This window comes from Thiospirillum jenense, assembly GCF_014145225.1.
In the GTDB taxonomy this organism is placed as follows: Bacteria; Pseudomonadota; Gammaproteobacteria; order Chromatiales; family Chromatiaceae; genus Thiospirillum; species Thiospirillum jenense.
The window spans coordinates 39,272-63,784 of sequence record NZ_JABVCQ010000019.1 but is presented as its reverse complement, the minus strand read 5'-3'; the positions used below and the strand labels follow the sequence as shown (position 1 = coordinate 63,784).

Here is a 24,513-nt window from a genome sequence, read left to right as displayed (position 1 = left end):
CTGACCACAGCGCGAATGGCTCGCTCTTGATCCTCACGAAAATTGGCGGTTGGAATGCCTGTGCCAAGACGCAATAATTGCAAAGCGCGTTCGGAATAATCATTCATCTTAACCTAGCGCCCTCCCGACGAATCCATTGGCGTGACTATGGTTTTGCATTAAAAAAGTTAGCACGATTCACATTCATCACACAGCAAAGTTCACTTTAATTATTTAATCATCTGCTATGGCTTTTTAACTTCAGTCCAATGTGCCTCAACCAACCGCTCTTGTTCGTGTGGCGGTAAATTGACAATGTTTTTACAATCGCTACGGTGAATCGTGACGCCGCGCCCGCGTGTAATAAAACCGATAATAGAATTATGCGGCTGCGGATTACAACACAATGCCATGCGCGTCATCATATCTATTGCACCGGCCACCATAACCACCATTGTATTGTTGAGTTTATTATTCTGAATTGATGGGATTGAATAAGCACAACGGGCGGGAGTAGCGCGTGTAATTACCGGCGGTTCTGAATGATTCACCGGGGCGGTAGTGAATTGATGCAGTAGCTGTTCAATCCGAAGATCACCGCGCCCCAGTGCTGCTAATACCGCCGAACCATCTGCTAAACGATAGTGATTTGCCAACCGATCTAATTGTTTATCTAATGACAACTTTTGCTCGCCGCGCAACTCACGTTCCAGCAATGAACGTCCTTCATTAAGATGGCGATCATAATCCTGTAATTTAAACCATTGCCGTACTCGATGACGCGCCCGAGAAGTGACCATATAGCCCTTATGCGGGTTTAACCAATCACGGCTGGGCGTCATATTATTTTGCGTAATAATTTCGACCGTTTCGCCACTCACTAAACAATAATTCAATGCCACCATGCGGCCATTCACCAATGCACCGCGACAATGATGACCCACTTCAGAATGAATCGCATAAGCAAAATCAAGTGGCGTGGCACCTTTCGGCAATTCAATCACTTTCGCTTGCGGTGTTAAAACATAAATATGCGTTGGCTCGAATTCTGTTTTGAAATGTTCAAAGAAATCTTCGCCATGTTCACCCTCATTTTTTAATTCCAACCATTGCCGCATCCAGACCACGCGCCGTTGAAATTCGGCATCATGGTTTTTTGATTCTTTATAAGCCCAATGCGCGGCAACCCCCAATTCAGCATGACGGTGCATATCATAAGTCCGAATTTGCACTTCAATTGCTTGATCCTCTGGACCAATGACCGCCGTATGTAATGAGCGATACATATTGCCTTTAGGCGTGGCAATATAATCATCAAATTCTTGCGGAATATGCGACCATAAACTATGAACAACGCCGAGCGCGGCATAACACGACGGCACATCCTTTACCATTACTCGTAATGCCCGCAAATCAAAAATCTGCTCGAATTCAATGCCCTTGCGTTGCATTTTGCGCCAAATACTATAGATATGTTTCGGGCGGCCGCTAATACTGGCTTCAATACCGGCACGAATAAACTCTGCCTCCAGAATTGCAACAACGCGAGCAATATATTCTTGGCGCTGTACTCGCCGTTCGCGTAAATAAGACGCAATGCGTTTATATTCCTCTGGCTCTAAATAACGCAAGACAAGGTCTTCTAATTCCCATTTAATTTGCCCAATACCTAACCGATTTGCTAATGGTGCATAAACCCGCTGCGTATCTTCGGCTAATTTGATTTGACGCTCACGGGTTAATTGTTTTGCAATGCGCATCACATGCAAACGTTCGGCTAATACCACTAAGACAACGCGCACATCTTCGGCAATACCGAGTAACAAACGCCGCAGATTTTCTTCATGCTCTTGTTGATCTTTGGTGGCAATAACGCGATTAACATTGGTTAATTGATCAATGTATGCTAAATCCTGCACCATTTGCGCTAAACCATCACCAAATTGATTGCGCAGGGTTGCAATAGAAAAATCATTGCAATCCAAACAACCATTTAATAACGCGGCGCACAGCGTATCGGCGTCCATGCGCAATTCTAATAAGATATCCGCAGTGGACAGGCGATGACGAGCGGCACTTTCACCCGTGCTAACCTGTTGATTACCATAACAATGGCGCATTCGCTCGACAGCAATGGCAATGCGCGATTGGTCAGATGCGGTGTAATGGGCGGCGAGGGCAGTGAGCCAATGACGGCTGGCGGTGGCGTCGTCGTATTCAGTACCGAGCAAATTATAAGTTGCTTGTACCATTCAATTGAAGTGTATTGTGTTTAGGTGCGGGAGGCTAATGGTGGTGAAGGGCATTTTAGCAAAAACGGATTGCCTGATAATGACTTGATGCCCTAATGATGGGGGCGCAAAGTGCATTTATAAAGGCGCCGTCCTTGATAAAGAGTGGGGCATTGATAGTGAACGCGCTACTCACATAACCACGATGATACTGTCATTATTGAGCAGCGCATTTTTATAATACACTGGCGGCTGTACAGTTAATAACAAATCAACCAGCCGCTTTGAAAAATGATTTAGCAAACGGCAAATTCAATCGCTTCACAGTTGCCCTAATCAACGCGGTAAATTGGTTTGCCCCATGAACCATTTATCTACCGCGTGGGCGCATTGCCGACCTTCACGAATTGCCCACACCACTAATGATTGACCGCGTCGCATATCACCGGCAGTGAATACACCTGGAACAGAAGTATGATACGCTTGTATTCCATCCGTCGTGCCCTTTACATTGCCACGCGCATCTAATTCTAATCCCGCATGATCGCGCAATTCTTCAATCATGCCATCATGCACGGGATGTAAAAATCCCATTGCTAATAAAACCAAATCCGCGGGCATTTCCGCTTCACTGCCCGGTATTTCAGTCATTTCCCAACGTCCATTTGCCTGCTGGTGCCATTGAACCCGTGCATATTTTAATGCGCGAATATGACCATCGCTATTGGCAATAAACTCTTTGGTCAAAATGTTCCATAACCGTTCGCAGCCCTCTTGTTGCGATGAAGACGTGCGAAACCGCTGCGGCCAATACGGCCATGTCAGGGCTTTATTTTCCCGCTCGGGCGGGCGATCTAATAATTCAATTTGGGTCACAGTGCGCGCCCCATGGCGAATAGACGTACCAATACAATCCGAGCCGGTGTCGCCGCCACCAATCACCACCACGCGCAACCCTTCGGCGCTAATAAACTCATCATCTGGCACGAAAACACCCTGCACCCGTTTTGAATTAGCGCGTAAAAAGTCAAGTGCAAAATGAATTCCGTCAAAACTGCGCCCGGGAATATCAATATCACGCGGTTTTTCGGCGCCACCCGCTAATACAACGGCATCATGTTCCGCTAATAAATGCCGCGCTGGTACATCCACGCCAATATGGCAATTGGTATGAAACTCAACCCCCTCGGTACGCATCTGACTCATTCGCCGATCAATTAACTTTTTATTTAATTTGAAATCAGGAATGCCATAACGCAATAGCCCACCAATGCGATCTTCTTTTTCATATAATGACACGGCATGACCCGCTCGCGCTAATTGCTGCGCACAGGCTAATCCCGCCGGCCCTGATCCAACAATTGCCACGCGCTTACCCGTACGATGCGCTGGCACTTGCGGTTTAACCCAACCCTGTTCCCATGCGCGATCAATAATAGCGCATTCCAATGTTTTAATTGCCACTGGCACATCATCCAGATTTAATGTGCAAGCCGCTTCACAGGGCGCCGGACAAATCCGCCCGGTGAATTCAGGAAAGTTATTGGTTGAATGCAGCACTTCAATTGCCGCTTGCCAATCTTGGCGATAAACCAAATCATTCCAATCAGGAATAAGATTATGCACCGGACAGCCGTTGTGGCAATAAGGAATGCCGCAATCCATACAGCGCGCACCTTGAATACTTAATTCACCATCTGCGAATGGTAAGGTGAATTCTGCATAATGCGCGGTGCGTTCATGCACCGGTTGATAATGCAATTCAGCGCGGGCGTATTCTTTAAATCCTGTTGGTTTACCCATGTTCAGCAACCCCTTTTTGCGGCTTAATTCCACGCGGTGGTAAGCGGCGTTTTGCTTGCAACTGTGTTAATGCGTGGCGGTAATCAATTGGCATCACTTTAATAAACTTTGGCAACAGCTGTTCCCAATTATCTAAAATGCGCTGCCCAACTTGTGAATGCGTGTAATGGACATGTTTTTGAATTAACTGCCATAAACGCGCCGCGTCATACCGCATCATATCCCGTTGAATTTCATCATTAGTGACATCTAACGTATTCTCTGTGATGGTTTCCAATTCCACCATGCTGGTATTACAGCGCTGTTTAAAAGTACCCGCTTCATCAAAGACATACGCAATACCGCCCGACATACCGGCGGCAAAATTGCGTCCGGTCATGCCTAAACAAACCATGACTCCGCCGGTCATGTATTCGCATCCATGATCGCCCACGCCTTCAATCACTGCAATCGCACCCGAATTGCGCACGCAAAAGCGTTCACCCGCAACGCCGCGAAAGAAACATTCACCGCTAATTGCCCCGTATAATACGGTATTGCCAATTAAAATGTTGTCTTCGGCGCAGGTAATGCCTGAATGACGCGGCGGATAAATAATAATACGGCCACCCGATAATCCTTTACCGACGTAATCATTCGCTTCACCTTCTAATTCAATCGTGACGCCATGCGCTAACCACGCGCCGAATGATTGACCGCCCACGCCAGTGGCGCGAATATAAATGGTGTCATCGGGTAATCCGGCATGACCATAGCGCTCCGCAACCCGCCCAGATAACAACGTACCAAAGGTGCGATTATAATTCTTGATTGCCATGTCAATTCGCACTGGTTGCCGCCGAGTTAATGCCGCTTCGGCTGCTTGAATCAATTGATGATCGAGCGCCTGATCTAATCCGTGATCTTGCGTTTCGCATTGGTGTATAGCAACTTCCGCCCCGACTTCTGGCTTATACAATAAGCGCGAATAATCCAATCCTTTTGCTTTCCAATGCGCAATCGCCGCCCGCATTTCTAACCGATCCATTTGACCAATCATTTCATTCATTGTCCGAAATCCGAGTTTTGCCATTAACTCGCGCACTTCCTCGGCAATGAAAAAGAAGAAGTTAATTAAATGTTCTGGTTGACCAGTGAACTTTTTGCGCAATTCGGGGTCTTGGGTGGCCACGCCGACCGGACAGGTATTTAAATGACATTTGCGCATCATAATACAACCGGCGACAATTAACGGCGCGGTGGCAAAGCCGAATTCATCCGCACCTAATAATGCACCAATCACCACATCACGGCCGGTGCGCAATCCACCATCTACTTGGACGGCAATACGCCCGCGTAGCCGATTTAATACCAATGTTTGATGCGTTTCAGCTAATCCTATTTCCCAGGGGCTGCCGGCATGTTTAATTGAAGTTAATGGACTCGCACCGGTGCCGCCATCATACCCGGCAATGGTGACATGATCGGCATGGGCTTTTGAAACGCCGGCTGCGACCGTGCCAACGCCGACTTCTGACACTAATTTGACTGAAATACGCGCTTTGGGATTGGCGTTTTTCAAATCGTGAATCAATTGCGCTAAATCTTCAATTGAATAAATATCATGGTGGGGCGGTGGCGAGATTAAACCGACGCCGGGCGTTGAATGACGTACCCGCGCAATGCGCACATCCACCTTATGACCGGGCAATTGACCACCCTCACCTGGTTTCGCACCTTGCGCTATTTTTATTTGAATATCGTCAGCATTCACCAAATAATCAATCGTGACACCAAAGCGACCTGAGGCGACTTGTTTAATTGCCGAGCGTTCAGGGTTCATTGAACCATCTAATAAGGGTTGATAACGCTCCGGCTCTTCACCGCCCTCACCGGTATTTGATTTAGCGCCAATCTGATTCATTGCACGGGCAAGCGTCGAATGCGCTTCATAACTAATAGAACCGAATGACATGGCGCCAGTTGCAAAGCGTTTAACAATCTCCACCGCCGGCTCAACTTCATCTAATGGCAATGGATTATCTGCCCATTTGAATTGCATTAAACCGCGCAGTGTTAATAACCGTTCATTCTGTTCGTTAATTAAATCGGCGTATTCACGATAGGTTTTTACATCCTGCGTCCGCGTGGCGTGTTGCAATTTAGCAATGGTTTCTGGCGTCCAAACATGATCTTCACCGCGCAACCGATACGCATAATCACCGCCGACATCTAAATGGCGCTGCAAAATCAATTCATTCCCATAGCCGCGACTGTGCCATTGAACGGCTTCTTGCGCGACTTCTTCTAATCCAATTCCTTCAATCATGCTGGCCGTGCCAGTAAAATACTGCTCAATAAAACCACGATTTAATCCAATCGCATCAAAAATCTGCGCACCACAATAGGATTGGAAAGTCGAAATGCCCATTTTAGACATGACTTTTTTCAATCCTTTACCAACAGCGCTAATATACCGCCGCTGCGCTTCATCAAAGTTCATGCGCTCCGGCAGACGAGTTAATTGCGCTTGAATGGTGTCAAATGCCAAATACGGGTTAATGGCTTCGGCACCATAACCGGCTAAGGCGGCGAAATGATGCACCTCTAATGCGGCGCCGGTTTCGACTACTAATCCGGCACTGGTGCGCAGGCCACGGCGAATTAAATGATGATGCACAGCCGAGGTGGCCAACAGCGATGGAATGGGAATGAAATCACGGTTGGTATTGCGGTCGGAGAGAATTAAAATGTTGTACCCAGCTAATACCGCCCGCTCGGCATCAAAACATAAACGTTCTAATGCCGGCGCCATGCCCGCCACGCCTTCAATTGCCGCATAAACGATATTGAGATTTTTCGTGCGGAATGCTCCGCCAGAATTATCTTGAATATGGCGAATGCGTTCTAAATCTTCATTGGTCAGGATTGGTTGATTGACTTCTAAGCGCCAATGTTTGCCGGCTTCACTCAACCCTAATAAATTGGGCCGCGGGCCAATTAACGACACCAATGACATCACCAATTCTTCTCGAATGGGATCAATGGGTGGATTGGTGACTTGCGCAAAGTTTTGTTTGAAATAAGTCGAAAGATGCCGCGAGCGCGCTGATAAGACCGAGGGGGGATTATCGGCGCCCATTGAACCAATGGCTTCTTGACCGGTTAATACCATTGGCAATAGCAGGAATTTAATATCTTCTTGCGTATAACCAAATGCCTGTTGCGCATCGAGTAAGACATCTTCCGCCGGCGCCATGGGCGCGACATCAGTGGGCAGTTCATCCAAATGGATTTGAGTTAATTCTAACCATTCCCGATAGGGTTGGGCATTGGCTAACGTGGCTTTGATTTCGGCATCGTCAATAATACGCCCCTGTTCAAGATCAATTAAAAACATCTTGCCCGGTTGCAGGCGCCATTTTTTAATAATACGCTCGGCGGGAATGTCTAATACGCCCATTTCTGATGCCATGACGACTAAATCATCATCCGTGACCAAATAGCGCGCCGGGCGCAATCCATTACGATCCAGCGTGGCGCCAATTTGGCGGCCGTCGGTAAAAGCAATGGCGGCGGGGCCATCCCAGGGTTCCATTAACGCGGCGTGGTATTCGTAAAAGGCGCGACGCTGTTCGTCCATTAACTGATTGCCGTACCAGGCTTCTGGAATTAACAACATCATGGCGTGGGCTAATGAATAGCCGCCCATGACTAACAATTCCAGTGCATTATCAAAGCAGGCGGAATCGGATTGACCTTCGGGAATGAGTGGCCAAATGGTGTCCAAATCAGCGCCGAGGATTTCCGAGGCCATCGTATGCCGCCGCGCTGCCATCCAATTGACATTACCGCGCAGGGTATTGATTTCGCCATTATGGCAAATCATGCGGAATGGGTGAGCTAAATCCCAGGTGGGGAAGGTATTGGTTGAAAAGCGTTGATGCACCAATGCTAATGCGGAGGTGAACTCTTCATGTTTGAGATCGCGGTAATAATTGCCGACTTGATGCGCCAATAACATACCTTTATACACGATAGTGCGCGATGATAATGACACGACATAATAGGCAGTTTTTTTATAGCCAGCCGCCCGTATTTCATTATCCATACGCTTGCGAATGACAAATAACTGCCGTTCAAACGCATCTTGATCGGCGCAATTATCGCCCCGTCCAATAAAGAGTTGCCGAATAAGTGGTTCGGTCGGTAATACGCTTAAACCCAAATCTTGATTATCCACCGGCACATCGCGCCAGCCCAACAGCGTTTGCCCGCCGTTGCGCAGGTGGCGTTCAATCGTCGCCTCCATGTCAGCGCGGACGGCTGGATCACGCGGCAAAAACACCATGCCGACGCCGTATTGCCCCGGCGGTGGTAGGGTGAAATTGACTTGGGCGCGGAAAAATTCGTCTGGAATTTGTAATAAAATGCCCGCGCCGTCGCCGGCTTTGGGATCCGCTCCGACAGCGCCGCGATGGTTGAGCCGTTCGAGGATTTCCAGACCTTGCGCGACGATGCGATGGCTGCGTATGTTCTTGATATGGCACACGAAACCAACCCCGCAGGCATCGTGTTCGCGGGCGGGATCATACAGTCCCTGCGCGTGGGGAAAGTCACCAAGGTTCATGGAAGACCTCGCTTAAAAGACAAAAAACGGGATGGGAATCTGGGAGACACTGAACGCAGTCACGTTGCTAAACTGCGACGGCATGATAAGGCAGGACGGGCAGTGATGCCACTATCACAGTGTATCGCTTTCACTAATATTATTTACGCCGGCGGTGAAATTGGCGCCTGTAGTCTGCACATTTAATTCTATTTAATCTAATTAAACCGCTGAATATTGCTAATACAACTTGCGGCGGTTGATGCTGTGTAAATTCGCTTAATAGCCAAAAATTAGCAATTAGCTGATTCGGTTGTTAGCGATAATCTTTGAACGATTAGGTCAATTCAACAATTGCCATATTTATTTATCAAGATTCGCTGCTTGATAATGGCGCAGAGAATTGACCTGCCAGTGCCTCCCCCCTGCCCATTCGAGGGAGTTGCGGCCTGCCGCCAATGAGGCTAGTATGCACAACTCTTTTTGGGAGGAATGCGCGATGCGACAACCGTTAGTTGCTGGTAACTGGAAGATGAATGGCAGTAAAGCCTTCGTGGCGGAACTGTTGATGGGAATTAAGGCGTCTAGTGGGGGTATTCAGGCGACTGAACTCGCCGTTTGCGCCCCGTTTCCGTATCTTTATTTGCTTGAAGAATTACTTGCTGGAACGCCAATTCGTTATGGCGCTCAAGATGTTGCGTTTGAAAATGATGGCGCGTTCACTGGGCAAGTATCGGTGAAAATGCTAAAAGACTTTGGCTGTCATTATGTCATTATTGGTCATTCGGAACGGCGGCAATTTAATGCAGAAACTGATGCAATGATTGCGCGCAAATATGCCCAAGCAATCGCCAATGAACTGACGCCTATTTTGTGTGTTGGCGAATCATTAACTGAACGTCAACAAGGGCAAACTGAGGCAATCGTAGCGCGGCATTTAGACGCAGTAATCGAATTAAATGGTGTTGACGCGCTCGCTAAAGGTGTCATTGCCTACGAACCTGTGTGGGCAATTGGTACGGGTTTGACCGCGACGCCTGAGCAAGCGCAAGAAGTTCATGCGTTTTTGCGTACTCGTATTGCAGCGCACAGCCAACCAGTTGCATCTCAAGTGCGCATCCTGTACGGTGGCAGCATGAAATCTAATAATGCGTTGGAACTAATCATGCAACCTGATATTGATGGTGGGTTAATTGGTGGTGCGTCATTAAAAGCCGATGAGTTTCTTGCCATTTGTCAAGCAGGAGACGCGGCTGTGAAAGCAACAGCAGTTTAATTTTACTTGTCGTGTGAGTTTTGGTTTTTTTCTAAATGCAAACATTATTGACTGTCGTTCACTTGTTATTAGCATTAGGCCTAATTGGTTTAGTGTTAATTCAACATGGCAAGGGTGCAGATGCCGGCGCGGCATTCGGCAGCGGTGCATCAGCGACGGTATTTGGTGCGCGTGGGTCTGGCAACTTTTTGTCGCGCACTACGTCTATTTTGGCAACTTTGTTTTTTCTAACAAGTATCATACTTGCTTACTATGCGTCGCAGGTCGGAGAGCCAAAAGGTTTAATGGACGAGGTGGCTATTCCCGCACCGAACAATTCGGATGACTCGCCATTAAAGGTAACTGTCAATCGTGACCAGTTGCCGCCGATCACGAATCAATCTAATTCAGATTTGCCAGCTATTCCTATGGAACAGGCAGTTAGCCAGCCAGCTGTTGATGATGAACCGGTTATTCCGCCGCCGGTGCAATCACCAGCAGCAGAATCGAATACAGCAACGCCGACTAATGCAATTGATGAGACTCGACAAGACGGTGGCGATAAAAATAATAGTGATACAGTGAAGCCATCGGAAACTGCGATTGAACCTAATAAATTGCAATAGCGGTAAGGTAATTACAAAATTAAAGCCGACGTGGTGGAATTGGTAGACACGCTGTCTTGAGGGGGCAGTGGCGCAAGCCGTGCCGGTTCGAGCCCGGCCGTCGGTACCAAATGTTCATTTAAGATTTTTTTGTTACGCTAATCATTTAGATCAACCATGATGAGCGGTATTTAATGACCGCCCATCCTTCAAACGAGGATAAACGCAGGTGCTTGATAATTATTTGCACATCCTGATTTTCATCCTTGTCGCGTCCTTGATTAGTATCGCACCACCCATTTTGGGTTCGTTACTTGGTCCACGGCGGGCTTATGCCGAAAAGGATTCTCCTTACGAATGCGGCTTTGCGGCATTTGAGAATGCACGAATGCAGTTTGATGTGCGTTATTATCTTGTGGCCATTTTATTTATTGTATTTGATTTAGAAATTGCCTTTTTATTCCCGTGGGCGATTGTCGTGAAAGAACTCGGCATGGCAGGATTTATGGCGATGTTCGTATTTCTTGGCATTTTAGTTGTCGGGTTTATTTACGAATGGAAAAAAGGCGCCTTGGAGTGGGAGTAGATACATGGGTATTGAAGGCATTCTTGAACAGGGATTTGTCACCACTAGCGCAGATAAGCTCATCAATTGGGCGCGCACCGGTTCATTATGGCCAATGACATTTGGTTTAGCCTGTTGTGCGGTTGAAATGATGCACGCGGGCGCAGCGCGTTATGATCTTGACCGATTTGGTATTATCTTCCGCCCCAGCCCCAGACAATCGGATGTGATGATTGTCGCCGGAACGCTCGTGAATAAAATGGCGCCGGCCTTGCGTAAAGTGTACGATCAAATGGCTGAACCACGTTGGGTCATTTCAATGGGTTCATGCGCCAATGGTGGTGGTTATTATCATTATTCTTATTCGGTGGTACGCGGGTGTGATCGGATTATTCCCGTTGATATTTATGTACCAGGTTGCCCGCCAACCGCTGAAGCATTGCTGTATGGTATTTTGCAGTTGCAAAATAAAATCCGTCGTACTAATACCATTGCTCGTTAGATTAAGAGACACCGTGGTGATTATTCAGTTATGATTGATTCAGCTTTAACCACAGGTGATGCGCGGCTTGATACACTCGCGTTGTCGCTGAATAAACACTTTGCTCAATACGGATGTGCTTTATTCACTGCGCCGAGTGAAGTGACGCTGGTTGTTCCTGCTCATCACCTCAGTCATATTTGTTTAACGCTGCGCGATCATCAAGACTTTTGTTTTGAACAATTGATTGATTTATGCGGGGTTGATTACGCCGCTTATGGGCAGAGTGAATGGGAAACCACTGCCGCTGCAACAGATGGTTTTGGGCGAGCAGTTGACCGTGATCCTGTGATTGATAATCATAATTCACAACGCTTTGCCGTCGTTTATCATTTACTTTCATTGCAAACCAATCGGCGCTTGCGGGTGCGCGTATATGCCGATGCGCAACAACCGCGTGTGACATCAGTCATTGATATTTGGCCAGTCGCGGATTGGTTTGAACGCGAAGCCTTCGATCTATTCGGTATTTTATTTGACGGTCATCCCGACCTGCGCCGCATTTTGACTGATTACGGGTTTATTGGTCATCCATTCCGTAAAGATTTTCCATTAAGCGGACATGTCGCTATGCGTTATGATCCTGACCAACGGCGCGTGATTTATGAGCCGGTAACGATTGCGCCGCGTGTATTAGTGCCGCGTGTCACCCGCGATGATGGTCGTTATTTGACGCACCCGAATCATCCAGCGGCCTCGGGAGATAACCATGCCTGAGATTCGCAATTACACCCTCAATTTTGGTCCGCAGCATCCAGCAGCACACGGCGTTTTGCGTCTAGTATTAGAAATGGATGGCGAGGTCATTGAACGCGCCGATCCGCATATTGGTTTATTACATCGCGGCACGGAAAAATTAGCCGAGTACAAGCCATTTAATCAAAGCATTGGTTATATGGATCGGCTGGATTATGTGTCTATGATGTGCAATGAACATGGCTATGTCCGTGCGATTGAAAAGTTGCTGGGCATTGATCCGCCAATTCGCGCCCATTATATTCGCACACTATTTGATGAAATAACCCGCGTCCTGAATCATTTAATGTGGTTAGGCGCTCATGCACTGGATATTGGTGCTATGAGCGTATTCCTGTATTGTTTCCGTGAACGCGAAGATTTAATGGATTGCTATGAAGCGGTGTCCGGTGCGCGGCTTCATGCCACCTATTATCGCCCGGGTGGTGTTCATCGAGATTTGCCCGATCAAATGCCACAATTTCCCGAGCGGTCATCGCAATGGCACAGTCGGCGGGATATGAAAAAACTGAATCGCGCTCGCGGCGGTTCATTGCTCGATTTTATTGCCGATTTTAGTCAACGCTTTCCGGCGTTAATTGATGAATACGAAACGCTATTAACCGATAATCGTATTTGGAAACAGCGCACGGTTGGAATTGGTGTGGTTACACCTGAGCGGGCGAAAGCATTAGGTTTTACTGGGCCGATGTTGCGCGGGTCGGGTATTGCGTGGGATTTGCGTAAAAAACAACCGTATGCCGCTTACGATCAAGTTCAATTCGATATTCCTATTGGTCAGAACGGCGATTGTTATGATCGTTATCTCGTGCGTATTGAAGAGATGCGGCAATCAAATCGCATTATTCAACAATGCGTCGAGTGGTTGCGTCATCACCCCGGACCAGTGATGATTGATGACCATAAAATTGCGCCGCCAACACGGGCAAAAGTGAAAGAAGACATGGAGGCGTTAATTCACCATTTCAAATTATTCACTGAAGGTTATTGCCCGCCGGCGGGTGAAGTCTATGCCGCTGTGGAGGCACCAAAAGGTGAGTTTGGTTGCTACATCATTGCCGATGGCGCGAATAAACCCTATCGTTTAAAAGTGCGGGCGCCCGGCTTTCCACATTTGGCAGCGATGAATGAAATGGCGAAAGGACACATGCTGGCTGATGTCGTGGCAATTATTGGCACGATGGATATAGTCTTCGGGGAGATTGATCGCTAATGAGTTTTCGCACTGCGCCGCCCGCACAGCTTTATACCGGTGATAAACAAGCGTTATTCACGGCGGAACTTCGCACGGCAATTGAGAATGAAATTGCTAAATACCCGGCTGAACGCAAACAATCTGCGGTTATGGCTTCATTAACTCTCGTGCAAGATGCCAATGGCGGTTGTTTGACAATAGCGTTAATGGATCAGGTGGCCGCTTATTTAGATATGCCACCGATTGCGGTATATGAAGTCGCCAGTTTTTATGGCATGTATGATTTGGAACCGGTTGGGCGGCATAAAGTCTGTGTGTGCAATAGCATTTCTTGTTTATTAAATGGCAGTGATGAATTATTAACGCATATTGAACATAAATACGGCGTGGCAGCGGGCGGCACCACTTCGGATGGTAAGGTGACGTTTAAAGAGTTTGAATGCTTGGGGGCGTGTAAAGATGCGCCCGTCGTGTTAATTGATAAAACTTATCACGAGCGTTTAACTCCAGCGGCGCTCGATCAATTGATTGATGAATTGGATTAAATAGGCTGAAGCAGTCTCATGGTTGACAATCAAAATACAGTTTGCTTCCGCACGATGCACTTGAATGAAACGGTGCGTCATAGCCTGGCTGCGTATCGTAGTCTTGGTGGTTATCAACAATGGGAACGTATTCTGACTGAGCGGTTAGAACCAGAAGGCATTATTGAAGAATTAAAACTGTCTGTATTGCGCGGGCGCGGCGGCGCGGGTTTTCCCACCGGTTTGAAATGGAGTTTTATGCCACGCAAGGCGCCGGGACAGAAATACATTGTGTGTAATTCTGATGAAGGCGAGCCCGGTACCTGTAAAGATCGTGATATTTTGCGCTATAACCCGCATCAATTGATCGAAGGTATGGCAATTGCCGGTTATTGTATTGGTGCGACGGTTGGTTATAATTATATTCGTGGCGAGTTTTATGAACCCATTGCGCATTTTGAAGCGGCTATTCAAGAAGCCTATGCGGCGGGGTTCATTGGTAAAAATATCCTCGGCTCTGGAATTGATTTTGATTTGTATGTTCATCGCGGCGCCGGGGCGTATGTTTGCGGTGAAGAAACAGCGTTATTAGAATCAATTGAAGGTAAAAAAGGCCAGCCGCGTTATAAACCACCTTTCCCGGCGCAATCGGGTTTATTCGGCCGCCCCACGACCATTAATAATACCGAAACGCTGGCCTCAGTACCGGTGATTCTCGAACGCGGCGGACAATGGTTTTTAGATCAGGGTCGCCCGAATAATGGTGGATTGAAATTATTTTCAGTTACCGGGCATGTGAATCAGCCGGGCAATTTTGAAGTGCCATTAGGCACACCCTTCCGTGAATTATTAGCGTTGGCGGGCGGCGTGAAAGATGGGCGTCAACTCAAAGCGGTGATTCCGGGCGGGTCATCCGTGCCGGTGCTGCCGGGTGAGATCATGTTGCAATTGGACATGGATTACGACAGCCTCGCCAAAGCAGGTACGATGCTCGGCTCAGGTGCGGTGATCGTGATTGCCGAAGGCACTTGCATGGTCAAGGTGCTGGCTAATTTGGCACATTTTTACGCGCACGAGTCTTGCGGACAGTGTACGCCGTGTCGGGAAGGCACGGGCTGGTTGGCGCGAGTGTTACATCGTATTTTGCACGGTCACGGCCAGATGAGCGACTTGGCGTTACTCGATAGCGTTGCCGGACGAATTGGCGGGCGCACGATTTGCGCACTGGGCGATGCGGCGGCGATGCCGGTGCAGAGTTTTTTGAAGCACTACCGCCACGAATTTGAACATCTCATCAAGCACGGTCGGCCGCTCGATGCGGCGGCTTAAGACTTTTCACCGGGAGACGAGACGGCGCGATGTCTGACAAGATCACCATCGAAATTGATGGCCGCAGTTGCGAGGCGGCAGCGGGCGAAATGATTATCGCCGTGGCCGACCGTGAAGGCATCCCAATCCCGCGTTTCTGCTATCACCCGAAATTGTCGGTGGCAGCAAATTGCCGCATGTGTTTGGTCGAAGCCGAGCAGAATGGTCGCCCGTTTCCCAAACCCGTCCCCGCCTGCGCCACACCGGTTGGTACTGGTTTAAAAGTCTGGACGCGCTCCGCCAAAGCGCTCGATGCCCAGCGCAGCACGATGGAGTTTTTGCTCATCAACCACCCGCTCGATTGCCCAATTTGCGATCAGGGCGGCGAGTGTGAGTTACAAGATGTCGCGGTCGGCTACGGTGGCGATGTGTCACGTTACAGTGAAGCCAAGCGCGTGGTGGTGGACGAGGATTTGGGCGCACTGATCGCAACCTGCATGACGCGCTGCATTCACTGCACCCGCTGCGTCCGTTTCATTGCTGAAATCGCCGGCACCCGCGAGTTGGGCGCAACCGGCCGCAGCGATCACATGCGCATCGGCACCTTTGTCGCCACTGGCATCGCGCACGAATTATCTGGCAATATCATTGATTTATGTCCCGTCGGGGCGTTGACCGCCAAGCCGTCGCAGTTCAAAGCGCGGGCGTGGGAATTGACTGCGCACGACAGCATCGCGCCGCATGATGCGGTTGGTGCAAAAATACAACTGCATGTGCGGCGCGGGCAGGTGATCCGCGTTCACCCGCGTTGTGACGAGGCGATCAACGAAAATTGGTTAGCCGACCGCGAGCGGTTCAGTTACGAAGGCTTGACCAGTGTGGCGCGCTTGACACACCCGCGTCTGAAACGCGACGGTGTGTGGCACGACGTGAGTTGGGATGTGGCGTTGCAACAGGTCGCGGCGGTGTTCAACACGGTGCCAGGCGACGACTTGGGTGTGTTACTTTCACCACAGTCCACGCTGGAAGAGTTGTATTTAGCACAACGATTGTTCCGTGCGCACGGCTGTCCAAACATTGATAGTCGTTTGCGGCAACAGGATTTTCGCGGCGATGCGGTGGATGTTGTCCCCTGGCTCGGGTTGCCGATTGCCGACTTGGAACAGCAGACGGCGGTGCTGGTGATCGGCAGCGATCTGCGGCAGGAGCAGCCGTTGTTGGCACATCGTTTGCGCAAGGCGGCGCTGCATGGCGCGACCATTGCGTTAGTTAATCCGTATCAGGTCAATTTGACCCATCCGAATCACCAGTTTGTTGCGGCGCCACAACAGTTGTTGACCGAGTTGGCGGCGATTGCGGCGGCGCTGGGCGGGCGCGGCGCGGGTGAAATTGCCAATTTGATTGCGCAGGCGACGCCGACTGACGCGCATCAAACTGTGGCTAACGCCTTGAAAACAGCGGGCGAATCACAGCACGGGCGAATTTTACTCGGGGCGCTGGCGGCGGCGGATCCGAATTATGTTGCGTTCAAAGCACTGGCATATTTGATTGCCGAGGTCAGCGGTTGCGGTGTGGGATATTTACCACCCGCCGCCAATAGCGTGGGCGTGTACTTTGCAGGCGCATTGCCGCATGTCACGGCGGGCAATCAACCAGCGGCAACGGTGGGATTGAACACGGCGGCGATGTTGAGCAACCCGCGCCGCGCTTATTTCCTGTGGGGTTTTGAACCAGATAATGATTTGATTGACCCGACGGCGGCGCGTAAGGCATTGAATGCAGCGGAATTTGTGGTGATCGGTACGGCGTTCACCAGTCCAGCGCTCGAAGCGGTGGCGGATGTGTTGCTGCCGATTGCGGCTTACGCGGAAACGGCGGGGACGTTGGTCAATGCGGCGGGGACGTGGCAGCGGTTTCAGGGCGCAGTCGCACCACCCGGTGAAGCGCGTCCCGGTTGGAAAGTGTTGCGCGTGTTGGGTAATGCGTTCAATTGCGATGGGTTTAATTATCAAAGCGCGAAAGATGTCCATGATGAGTTATTAACCAACTGCGGTGAATGTGAATTAACAACCGCGCCGCAGGGTGAATATTCACCATTAGTGACCCGACCCGATCCAATTGAATTGACGCGCATTGGCGCCGTGCCGATTTATGCAGTGGATAGTTTGGTGCGTCATGCGGATTCATTGCAACAAACGCCATTGGCCATTCCATTCCAGGCGGGTTTGCATCCTGATGAAGCGCGGCGGCGTGGATTAAATACCGGCGATCAAGTGCGTATTCAACAGGGTGATGCGGTGATGACAACAACGGTTGTGATTGATACGACGGTGGCAATCGGGACAATACGCATTCCCGCAGGCATTATTGACAGTGAACAATTGGGTGCGCAAATCGGCGCAGTATCGTTCAGTCGTGTTTAACAACGGTAATTGATAATGATGGAATTGTGGTCATTACTACCGGTGCCAGTGCAAAGTTTAATTGCAACGGTACTCATTATCTTGCCGCTATTGGGCGTTGTCGCGTGGTACACCTACGCCGAGCGCAAAGTGATTGGGTATATGCAGGTGCGTATTGGTCCCAATCGGGTTGGCTGGCGCGGGTTATTACAACCGATTGCCGATGCGCTCAAGTTAATGATGAAAGAAATCATCATTCCAACGCAGGCAAATAAGCAGTTATTTTTAATTGCACCAATGATTTCGATTATTCCTGCACTCGCCGCTTGGGCAGTCATTCCATTTGACGCGGGATTAGTCTTAGCCGATATTAACGCCGGGTTATTATACGTTTTAGCCATGACATCATTAGGTGTGTATGGCGTTATTATTGCCGGCTGGGCATCGAATTCAAAATACGCTTTTTTAGGCTCACTGCGGGCGGCCGCACAAATTGTCGCCTATGAAATTGCAATGGGTTTTGCATTAGTTGGGGTATTGGTGGCGGCCGGCAGTTTAAATTTCAGTGCAATTGTCATGGCACAACAGGGTGGTGTTTGGCATTGGTTTTGGTTGCCGTTATTGCCGTTATTCGGCGTGTATTATATCTCGGGCGTGGCAGAAACCAATCGCGCACCATTTGATGTTGCCGAAGGCGAATCTGAAATCGTTGCTGGGTTTCATGTTGAATATTCTGGTATGGCATTTGCGATTTTCTTTTTAGCCGAATATGCCAATATGGTGTTAATTGCCATGTTGACGACGCTGATGTTTTTCGGCGGCTGGTTATCACCATTCCAGGGGATTCCCGTATTAGAATCACTGTTTGCTGGTGTACCGGGTATTATTTGGTTATTAATTAAAACGTTCTTTTTCATGTTCACGTTTTTATGGTTACGCGCCACCTTCCCCCGTTATCGTTACGATCAAATCATGCGGTTAGGCTGGAAAGTGTTTATTCCAATTACCATTGTGTGGATTCTCGTTGTCGCATTAGCTGTGGTCTTCGAGGTTTCACCCTGGTGGTCGGCAACCGCTTGAATTAAATAAGGCACAAGGTAAATTGACATGCTGCGAAGTGTCCGCGATTACTTCAACAGCTTGCTGTTGGTTGAGTTGTTTAAAGGATTACAGCTCACCGGGGCCTATTTGTTCAAGCGTAAATTCACGGTTCAATACCCCGAAGAAAAGATACCAGTATCACCGCGTTTTCGTGGATTACATGCGTTGCGGCGTTATCCAAATGGTGAAGAACGTTGCATTGCGTGTAAATTGTGTGAAGCGGTGTGCCCGGCATTAGCAATTACAATTGAAGCTGAACCGCGAGCCGATGGTTCACGGCGCACCACGCGCTATGAAATTGATTTATTCAAGTGCATTTATTGTGGCTTCTGTGAAGAATCCTGTCCGGTTGATTCAATTGTCGAAACCAGTATTTACGAATACCATTTTGAACAATTGGGCGACAATGTGATGACCAAAGAAAAGTTATTAGCAATTGGCGACCAATATGAGGCGGAGATTGCCGAAGCGCGCTTAAAAGATGCACCGTATCGCTAAATGATTGCCAATGATACGTTTTGAGTATTGATCCGTTGATTCACCGAATAACACTGCGGAATTATCATGGGTTTTGAAAAACTACTGTTTTATATTTTCGCGGCAGTGACATTATTTGCCGCCAGTATGGTTATCACGCGACGCAATCCAGTGCTATCGGCATTATATTTGGTGATGGCATTTGTCAGCAGCGCGGCGTTGTGGCTTTTATTAGAAGCAGAGTTTTTGGGAATTGTGTTAATTCTCGTTTATGTCGGCGCGGTGATGGTGTTGTTTTTATTCGTAGTGATGATGTTAAATATTGATGTTGCCACGTTACGAGCGCGATTTATTCATTACCTGCCCCTCGGGTTAATTGTTGCCGGCATTATGGTGTTCGACATGTTTTTAGTGTTGGGACCGGCAGACTTTGGTCTCGATCAATTTGCCAAACCACAATCACAACCGGCCGATTACAATAATACAGCGGCGTTGGGGCAAATCCTTTACACAACCTATTTGTATCAATTTGAAATTGCTGCCGTAATTTTATTAGTTGCAATTGTGGCGGCAATTCGTTTGACATTACGCCATCGCCCAGAAACCAAATATCAAGACCCCTCGAATCAGGTCAGAGTACGCAAGGGTTCTGACCGTGTTCGTTTAATCACGATGCCAGCAGAACCGGTGCCGCCATCATTAACGGCAACGCTCGGCGCCACTCACACAGAGATGACTGAATGATTGCGCTATCTGATTACCTCTTGCTTGGTGCATTATTATTCGCCATTGCAGTTGCTGGCATTTTTTTAAATCGAAAAAATGTCATCATTTTGTTAATGTGCATTGAGATTATGTTATTAGCAGTGAATACCAATTTCATTGCATTTGCGCACTATTTCAATAATCTGTCAGGACAGATTTTCGTATTTTTTATTCTAACCGTTGCGGCCGCTGAAGCTGCAATTGGTCTAGCAATCCTCGTGGTGCTATTCCGTAATCGGCACACGATTAACGTTGATGACCTCGACATGTTAAAGGGTTGAGTGGATGGAAAACATTTATCTCACCATTGTTCTTGCGCCGCTGTTGGGTGCCATTGTTGCCGGCTTTTGGGGCGCTAAAATCGGCCGTGCCGGTGCACATTGGGTGACGTCCTCAGGTGTTGGCATTGCTTGTGCGCTATCACTGTGGGTTTTATCACGATTTATTTGGCACGATTTGCCCGCGTTTAATGACACCATTTATATCTGGATGGTTGCTGATGGCATTCAATTTGAAATTGGGTTTTTAGTTGATCGCTTAACCGTGTTAATGATGGCAACCGTGACCTTCGTGTCATTGATGGTGCATATCTATACAATCGGTTACATGGCGGATGATGAACACAATTGGCCGCATGGTTCATTGGCAGGTAAAAACAGTTATCAGCGGTTTTTTAGTTATATTTCATTGTTCACCTTCTCAATGCTCATGTTGGTGATGTCAAATAACTTCATCCAGTTATTTTTTGGTTGGGAAGCAGTAGGATTAGTGTCTTATTTACTAATTGGATTTTGGGCGACACGCGAGTCTGCTGTCTTTGCCAATTTAAAAGCATTCCTAGTCAATCGCGTCGGTGATTTTGGGTTCATTCTTGGCATTGCCGCAATTGGCATGTATTTTAATTCAATGGATTATGCTGAGGTGTTTGCTAAAGCACCCGAATTTGCGAATACAGAAATTGCAGTGTTCGGCGGTGTATCGCTGATGACACTGATTTGTATTCTGTTATTTATTGGTGCGATGGGGAAATCGGCGCAGGTGCCATTGCATGTTTGGTTGCCTGATTCAATGGAAGGTCCAACACCCATTTCGGCGTTAATTCACGCCGCGACCATGGTCACTGCGGGCATTTTCATGGTGGCGCGCATGTCACCGCTGTATGAACTCTCCACAACCGCCTTGTCATTTGTGCTGTTAATTGGTGCCATCACTGCATTTTTCATGGGATTAATTGGCTTAGTGCAGAATGATATTAAGCGGGTGGTTGCTTATTCAACGCTCTCCCAACTTGGTTATATGGTCGCGGCTTTAGGTGCATCCGCTTATGCCGCTGGCATTTTTCATTTAATGACCCATGCCTTTTTCAAAGCATTGTTATTCCTTGCGGCTGGGTCAGTTATTATTGCTATGCACCACGATCAAGACATTCGCAATATGGGTGGCTTGCGGCGTTACATGCCAATTACTTGGATTACAGCATTGGTTGGGTCATTAGCACTTATTGCATTCCCGGGGTTTTCTGGATTCTTTTCTAAAGATGCCATTATTGAAGCAGTCGGACATGCCGACGTATTCGGTGCTGGCTTTGCATGGTTATTATTAACGATCGGTGCTTTTATTACGGCGCTGTATAGTTTCCGCATGTACTTCTTAGTGTTTCATGGCAAGCCGCGTATGGATGAACATACGCAACATCATTTGCACGAGACGCCATGGGTGGTGACCGTGCCATTATTAGCATTGGCAATACCATCTATTTTTATTGGCTGGTATGCGGTTGAACCGTTATTAGTGAACAATTGGTTTGGTAACGCAATTGTCGTTGCACATGAACATGACACGCTGCATCATTTAGCAAATCATTGGCACGGACAAGTTGCTTTTATTCAACATGGAATGCACGGATTGCCGTTTTGGTTAGCCATGTCTGGCTTAATTTTGGCAACAATTATTTGGTGGGGTTGGCATAAAGTAAATCCCGCAATTGATGGTCAGTTGCAGCAAAAAGCTGGCCCGCTTGCCAGAGTTTTGGACAATAAATACGGCTTTGATGATTTCAATCAGCGTGTATTTGCAGCGGGTGGACGCAGAATTGGTCAAGTATTTTGGAATACAGGCGATCAAAAGATCATTGATGACACGATTGTTAATGGGTCAGCCCGCGCAGTTAGTTGGACAGCAGAATGGATGCGCTGGCTGCAATCGGGATTGCTGTATCATTATGCAATTGCAATGATTGTTGGGTTGGTGGGGTTATTGACAGTTTATGTCGCGTTTTAATTCACATTTACCATGTGAATTCATAAAATTGCTTGAACCAAAACCTGATTTTGACTATCAAGCTGTTTGTCGTTATTTACAACATAAACATGAAATAGCGACAAAGAAACGGCAATTTTTATGGCAACAAGCCACACTAGATACTCAAGTCATTGTCAACCGTATTATTGAATGCTATCAGCCAAAACGCATTATTCAATGGGGATCGTTGTTAAAAGCTCAACATTTTTCAGAAGTATCTGATATTGATCTGGCAATAGAAGGAGTTGGGTCAGTTGAGTTTTTAGGGTTATTGGCGCTTGCCGAAGACTGCACAGATTTCCCGCTGGATATTCTGCGTCGGGAAAACGTTGATCCCGCTTTTCAAGCGACGCTTTTAGCGAAAGGAAAAATCCTATATGAGCAAAGATGACTTACTGTTGCTCATTGGAGAAATTAAAAACAGTTTGATCGTATTGGATTATTTAATGACAGTTTATAATCGTTTAACGCCTGTGTTGACCAATGATTTAGATGTTTTTATCACCTTTTTAATGAATTGTGTCAGCAATGATAATGGAGAATAACAGGCATGATTGAATTTCCCTGGCTGACATTGACAATCTGGCTACCGATTATTGGTGGCCTTGCCGTGATTGTCAGTGGTGATAAAACTGCTGAATTGACCAAATGGTTGGCATTAGCAGTGGCGCTATTGACCTTTGTGGTGAGTTTGCCATTATGGTTTTTATTTGATGTGACGAGTGCAGACATGCAGTTTGTGGAGCGGGTTGCGTGGATACCATCATTTGATGTCTATTATTATCTTGGCGTTGATGGCATTTCTATGCCGCTTATTTTATTGACCACGTTCATTACCATTTTTGTCATTATTGCCGGCTGGGAAGTCATTACTTATAAACCGTCACAGTATATGGCGGCCTTCCTAATCATGGAAGGTGTGATGGTTGGCGTATTCGCCGCATTAGATGCCATTTTGTTTTATGTATTCTGGGAAGCAATGTTGATTCCCATGTTTATTATTATCGGCATTTGGGGCGGACCTAACCGAGTTTACGCAACAATTAAGTTTTTTCTATACACCTTCTTTGGTTCGGTATTCATGTTGATCGCCCTGATCTACATGTACTTCCAATCCGGCAGTTTTAGTATTCTTGATTATCATACTTTGCAACTTGGCATGACAGCGCAAGTTTTAATTTTCATTGCGTTTTTATTAGCGTTTGCTGTCAAGGTGCCGATGTTTCCAGTCCACACCTGGTTGCCTGATGCTCACGTCGAAGCGCCAACGGGTGGCTCGGTCATATTAGCCGCAATCATGTTAAAAATTGGCGGATATGGCTTCTTACGCTTTAGCTTGCCAATTACCCCAGATGCGAGTGCCACATTGGATTGGTTAATCATTGCATTGTCACTGATTGCCATTATTTACATTGGATTTGTGGCATTAGTGCAGCAGGATATGAAAAAGTTGATTGCGTATTCATCCATTGCGCACATGGGTTTCGTAACACTTGGCTTCTTTATCATTTTTGCCATTTTCAATCAACCAGCAGTGCATAGCGGCGCGGTGATGGGTATTGAAGGCGGCATGGTACAAATGATTTCTCATGGCTTTATTTCCGGTGCATTATTCTTATGCGTTGGCGTGTTATATGACCGATTGCATAGCCGTCAAATTGCCGATTACGGCGGTGTCATTAACGTCATGCCCTGGTTTAGTGGATTAGTAGTGTTTTTTGCAATGGCGAATGCCGGTTTGCCAGGCACATCCGGGTTTGTCGGTGAGTTAATGGTGATTCTGGCGGCATTTAAAGCGGACTTTTGGTTTGCATTTCTTGCGGCAACCACACTGGTACTCGCGGCTGCCTTTACATTATGGATGGTTAAGCGGGTTATTTTCGGTGAAATTACGAATGAAAAGGTGGCGCACTTGCAAGATTTGAATAAACGCGAGTTTATTAATCTTGGCGCATTGGCAGCAGCGGTTTTAGTGCTAGGTATTTGGCCAAGTCCATTGGTGACTGTCATGGAACCGAGTATTATTAAATTGGTTAATCAAGTGCAAGTGAGCAAATTACCGAATGCGCCCACGCCGACCATTAGTCAAACCATCAATCATATTCAGCCCTAACGGG

General features: G+C 47.6%; 20 protein-coding genes and 1 tRNA gene. 18 read left to right on the top strand and 3 right to left on the bottom strand.

The genetic code is table 11. The features are described 5' to 3' along the window. Positions 1-224: 224 nt before the first annotated feature. From HUK38_RS09675 to gltB, 3 genes are all read right to left on the bottom strand, one after another. Positions 225-2,231, bottom strand: a complete 2,007-nt coding sequence (locus tag HUK38_RS09675) for a RelA/SpoT family protein (protein WP_182584131.1) — start codon at positions 2,229-2,231, stop codon at positions 225-227. Between the two features lie 315 nt (positions 2,232-2,546). Next, positions 2,547-4,013, bottom strand: coding sequence for a glutamate synthase subunit beta (locus tag HUK38_RS09670; protein ID WP_182584130.1), 1,467 nt, complete (start codon positions 4,011-4,013; stop codon positions 2,547-2,549). Beyond that, on the bottom strand, positions 4,006-8,622 hold the full coding sequence (gltB, locus tag HUK38_RS09665; protein WP_182584129.1) for a glutamate synthase large subunit: 4,617 nt from the start codon (positions 8,620-8,622) through the stop codon (positions 4,006-4,008). Before gltB ends, HUK38_RS09670 begins: the two co-directional genes overlap by 8 nt. Positions 8,623-9,100: 478 nt before the next feature. Here gltB and tpiA point away from each other — a divergent pair, with 478 nt between their 5' ends. The 18 genes from tpiA to HUK38_RS09575 all read left to right on the top strand — a co-directional run bounded on the left by tpiA (position 9,101) and on the right by HUK38_RS09575 (position 24,509). Further along, a complete protein-coding gene (gene tpiA, locus HUK38_RS09660; protein WP_182584128.1) occupies positions 9,101-9,877 on the top strand; it encodes a triose-phosphate isomerase in 777 nt (258 codons plus the stop codon). Between the two features lie 35 nt (positions 9,878-9,912). Continuing rightward, a complete protein-coding gene (secG, locus tag HUK38_RS15620; RefSeq protein WP_182584127.1) occupies positions 9,913-10,482 on the top strand; it encodes a preprotein translocase subunit SecG in 570 nt (189 codons plus the stop codon). A 24-nt stretch (positions 10,483-10,506) separates the two neighbouring features. Continuing rightward, positions 10,507-10,591: transfer RNA gene (locus HUK38_RS09650), tRNA-Leu, on the top strand. A gap of 99 nt (positions 10,592-10,690) precedes the next feature. After that, positions 10,691-11,047, top strand: a complete 357-nt coding sequence (locus HUK38_RS09645; RefSeq protein WP_182584126.1) for an NADH-quinone oxidoreductase subunit A — start codon at positions 10,691-10,693, stop codon at positions 11,045-11,047. 4 nt (positions 11,048-11,051) lie between these two features. After that, complete coding sequence (locus HUK38_RS09640; protein ID WP_182584125.1) at positions 11,052-11,528, top strand: NuoB/complex I 20 kDa subunit family protein; 477 nt, start codon at positions 11,052-11,054, stop codon at positions 11,526-11,528. 30 nt (positions 11,529-11,558) lie between these two features. Further along, positions 11,559-12,284, top strand: coding sequence for an NADH-quinone oxidoreductase subunit C (locus HUK38_RS09635; protein ID WP_182584124.1), 726 nt, complete (start codon positions 11,559-11,561; stop codon positions 12,282-12,284). Then, positions 12,277-13,536, top strand: coding sequence for an NADH-quinone oxidoreductase subunit D (locus HUK38_RS09630; protein WP_182584123.1), 1,260 nt, complete (start codon positions 12,277-12,279; stop codon positions 13,534-13,536). The genes HUK38_RS09635 and HUK38_RS09630 overlap by 8 nt, the downstream gene beginning before the upstream one ends. Continuing rightward, entirely contained in the window at positions 13,536-14,063 is a 528-nt protein-coding gene (locus HUK38_RS09625) for an NADH-quinone oxidoreductase subunit NuoE family protein (RefSeq protein WP_182584122.1), read from the top strand. Before HUK38_RS09630 ends, HUK38_RS09625 begins: the two co-directional genes overlap by 1 nt. Positions 14,064-14,081: 18 nt before the next feature. After that, on the top strand, positions 14,082-15,371 hold the full coding sequence (gene nuoF, locus HUK38_RS09620) for an NADH-quinone oxidoreductase subunit NuoF (protein WP_182584121.1): 1,290 nt from the start codon (positions 14,082-14,084) through the stop codon (positions 15,369-15,371). A gap of 29 nt (positions 15,372-15,400) precedes the next feature. Continuing rightward, positions 15,401-17,773, top strand: a complete 2,373-nt coding sequence (gene nuoG, locus HUK38_RS09615) for an NADH-quinone oxidoreductase subunit NuoG (protein WP_182584120.1) — start codon at positions 15,401-15,403, stop codon at positions 17,771-17,773. A gap of 15 nt (positions 17,774-17,788) precedes the next feature. Beyond that, a complete protein-coding gene (nuoH, locus tag HUK38_RS09610) occupies positions 17,789-18,832 on the top strand; it encodes an NADH-quinone oxidoreductase subunit NuoH (protein ID WP_182584119.1) in 1,044 nt (347 codons plus the stop codon). A gap of 27 nt (positions 18,833-18,859) precedes the next feature. Next, positions 18,860-19,351 carry an NADH-quinone oxidoreductase subunit NuoI gene (gene nuoI / locus HUK38_RS09605; RefSeq protein ID WP_182584118.1) on the top strand — a complete coding sequence of 164 codons (492 nt, stop codon included), beginning with the start codon at positions 18,860-18,862 and terminating at the stop codon, positions 19,349-19,351. Positions 19,352-19,417: 66 nt separating this feature from the next. Beyond that, the gene (locus tag HUK38_RS09600; protein ID WP_182584117.1) at positions 19,418-20,074 is read left to right on the top strand and encodes an NADH-quinone oxidoreductase subunit J; all 657 of its coding nucleotides are present in this window, start codon (positions 19,418-19,420) and stop codon (positions 20,072-20,074) included. Then, positions 20,071-20,376, top strand: a complete 306-nt coding sequence (gene nuoK, locus HUK38_RS09595) for an NADH-quinone oxidoreductase subunit NuoK (protein WP_182584116.1) — start codon at positions 20,071-20,073, stop codon at positions 20,374-20,376. Before HUK38_RS09600 ends, nuoK begins: the two co-directional genes overlap by 4 nt. A 4-nt stretch (positions 20,377-20,380) precedes the next feature. Next, complete coding sequence (gene nuoL / locus HUK38_RS09590) at positions 20,381-22,375, top strand: NADH-quinone oxidoreductase subunit L (protein WP_182584115.1); 1,995 nt, start codon at positions 20,381-20,383, stop codon at positions 22,373-22,375. A gap of 28 nt (positions 22,376-22,403) precedes the next feature. Beyond that, entirely contained in the window at positions 22,404-22,787 is a 384-nt protein-coding gene (locus HUK38_RS09585) for a nucleotidyltransferase family protein (RefSeq protein ID WP_182584114.1), read from the top strand. Beyond that, entirely contained in the window at positions 22,774-22,941 is a 168-nt protein-coding gene (locus tag HUK38_RS09580) for a hypothetical protein (protein WP_182584113.1), read from the top strand. The genes HUK38_RS09585 and HUK38_RS09580 overlap by 14 nt, the downstream gene beginning before the upstream one ends. 5 nt (positions 22,942-22,946) lie before the next feature. Then, entirely contained in the window at positions 22,947-24,509 is a 1,563-nt protein-coding gene (locus HUK38_RS09575; protein ID WP_182584112.1) for an NADH-quinone oxidoreductase subunit M, read from the top strand. Positions 24,510-24,513: the final 4 nt, after the last annotated feature.

Coding starts and splice junctions, on each gene's coding strand:
- tpiA (WP_182584128.1), top strand. CDS start 9,101: ATGCGACAACCGTTAGTTGCTGGTAACTGGAAGATGAATGGCAGTAAA.
- nuoL (WP_182584115.1), top strand. CDS start 20,381: ATGGAAAACATTTATCTCACCATTGTTCTTGCGCCGCTGTTGGGTGCC.
- HUK38_RS09670 (WP_182584130.1), bottom strand. CDS start 4,013: ATGGGTAAACCAACAGGATTTAAAGAATACGCCCGCGCTGAATTGCAT.
- HUK38_RS09630 (WP_182584123.1), top strand. CDS start 12,277: ATGCCTGAGATTCGCAATTACACCCTCAATTTTGGTCCGCAGCATCCA.
- nuoK (WP_182584116.1), top strand. CDS start 20,071: ATGATTGCGCTATCTGATTACCTCTTGCTTGGTGCATTATTATTCGCC.
- secG (WP_182584127.1), top strand. CDS start 9,913: ATGCAAACATTATTGACTGTCGTTCACTTGTTATTAGCATTAGGCCTA.
- HUK38_RS09575 (WP_182584112.1), top strand. CDS start 22,947: ATGATTGAATTTCCCTGGCTGACATTGACAATCTGGCTACCGATTATT.
- nuoI (WP_182584118.1), top strand. CDS start 18,860: ATGCTGCGAAGTGTCCGCGATTACTTCAACAGCTTGCTGTTGGTTGAG.
- nuoF (WP_182584121.1), top strand. CDS start 14,082: ATGGTTGACAATCAAAATACAGTTTGCTTCCGCACGATGCACTTGAAT.
- HUK38_RS09635 (WP_182584124.1), top strand. CDS start 11,559: ATGATTGATTCAGCTTTAACCACAGGTGATGCGCGGCTTGATACACTC.
- HUK38_RS09625 (WP_182584122.1), top strand. CDS start 13,536: ATGAGTTTTCGCACTGCGCCGCCCGCACAGCTTTATACCGGTGATAAA.
- HUK38_RS09640 (WP_182584125.1), top strand. CDS start 11,052: ATGGGTATTGAAGGCATTCTTGAACAGGGATTTGTCACCACTAGCGCA.
- HUK38_RS09580 (WP_182584113.1), top strand. CDS start 22,774: ATGAGCAAAGATGACTTACTGTTGCTCATTGGAGAAATTAAAAACAGT.
- gltB (WP_182584129.1), bottom strand. CDS start 8,622: ATGAACCTTGGTGACTTTCCCCACGCGCAGGGACTGTATGATCCCGCC.
- nuoG (WP_182584120.1), top strand. CDS start 15,401: ATGTCTGACAAGATCACCATCGAAATTGATGGCCGCAGTTGCGAGGCG.
- HUK38_RS09675 (WP_182584131.1), bottom strand. CDS start 2,231: ATGGTACAAGCAACTTATAATTTGCTCGGTACTGAATACGACGACGCC.
- HUK38_RS09600 (WP_182584117.1), top strand. CDS start 19,418: ATGGGTTTTGAAAAACTACTGTTTTATATTTTCGCGGCAGTGACATTA.
- nuoH (WP_182584119.1), top strand. CDS start 17,789: ATGATGGAATTGTGGTCATTACTACCGGTGCCAGTGCAAAGTTTAATT.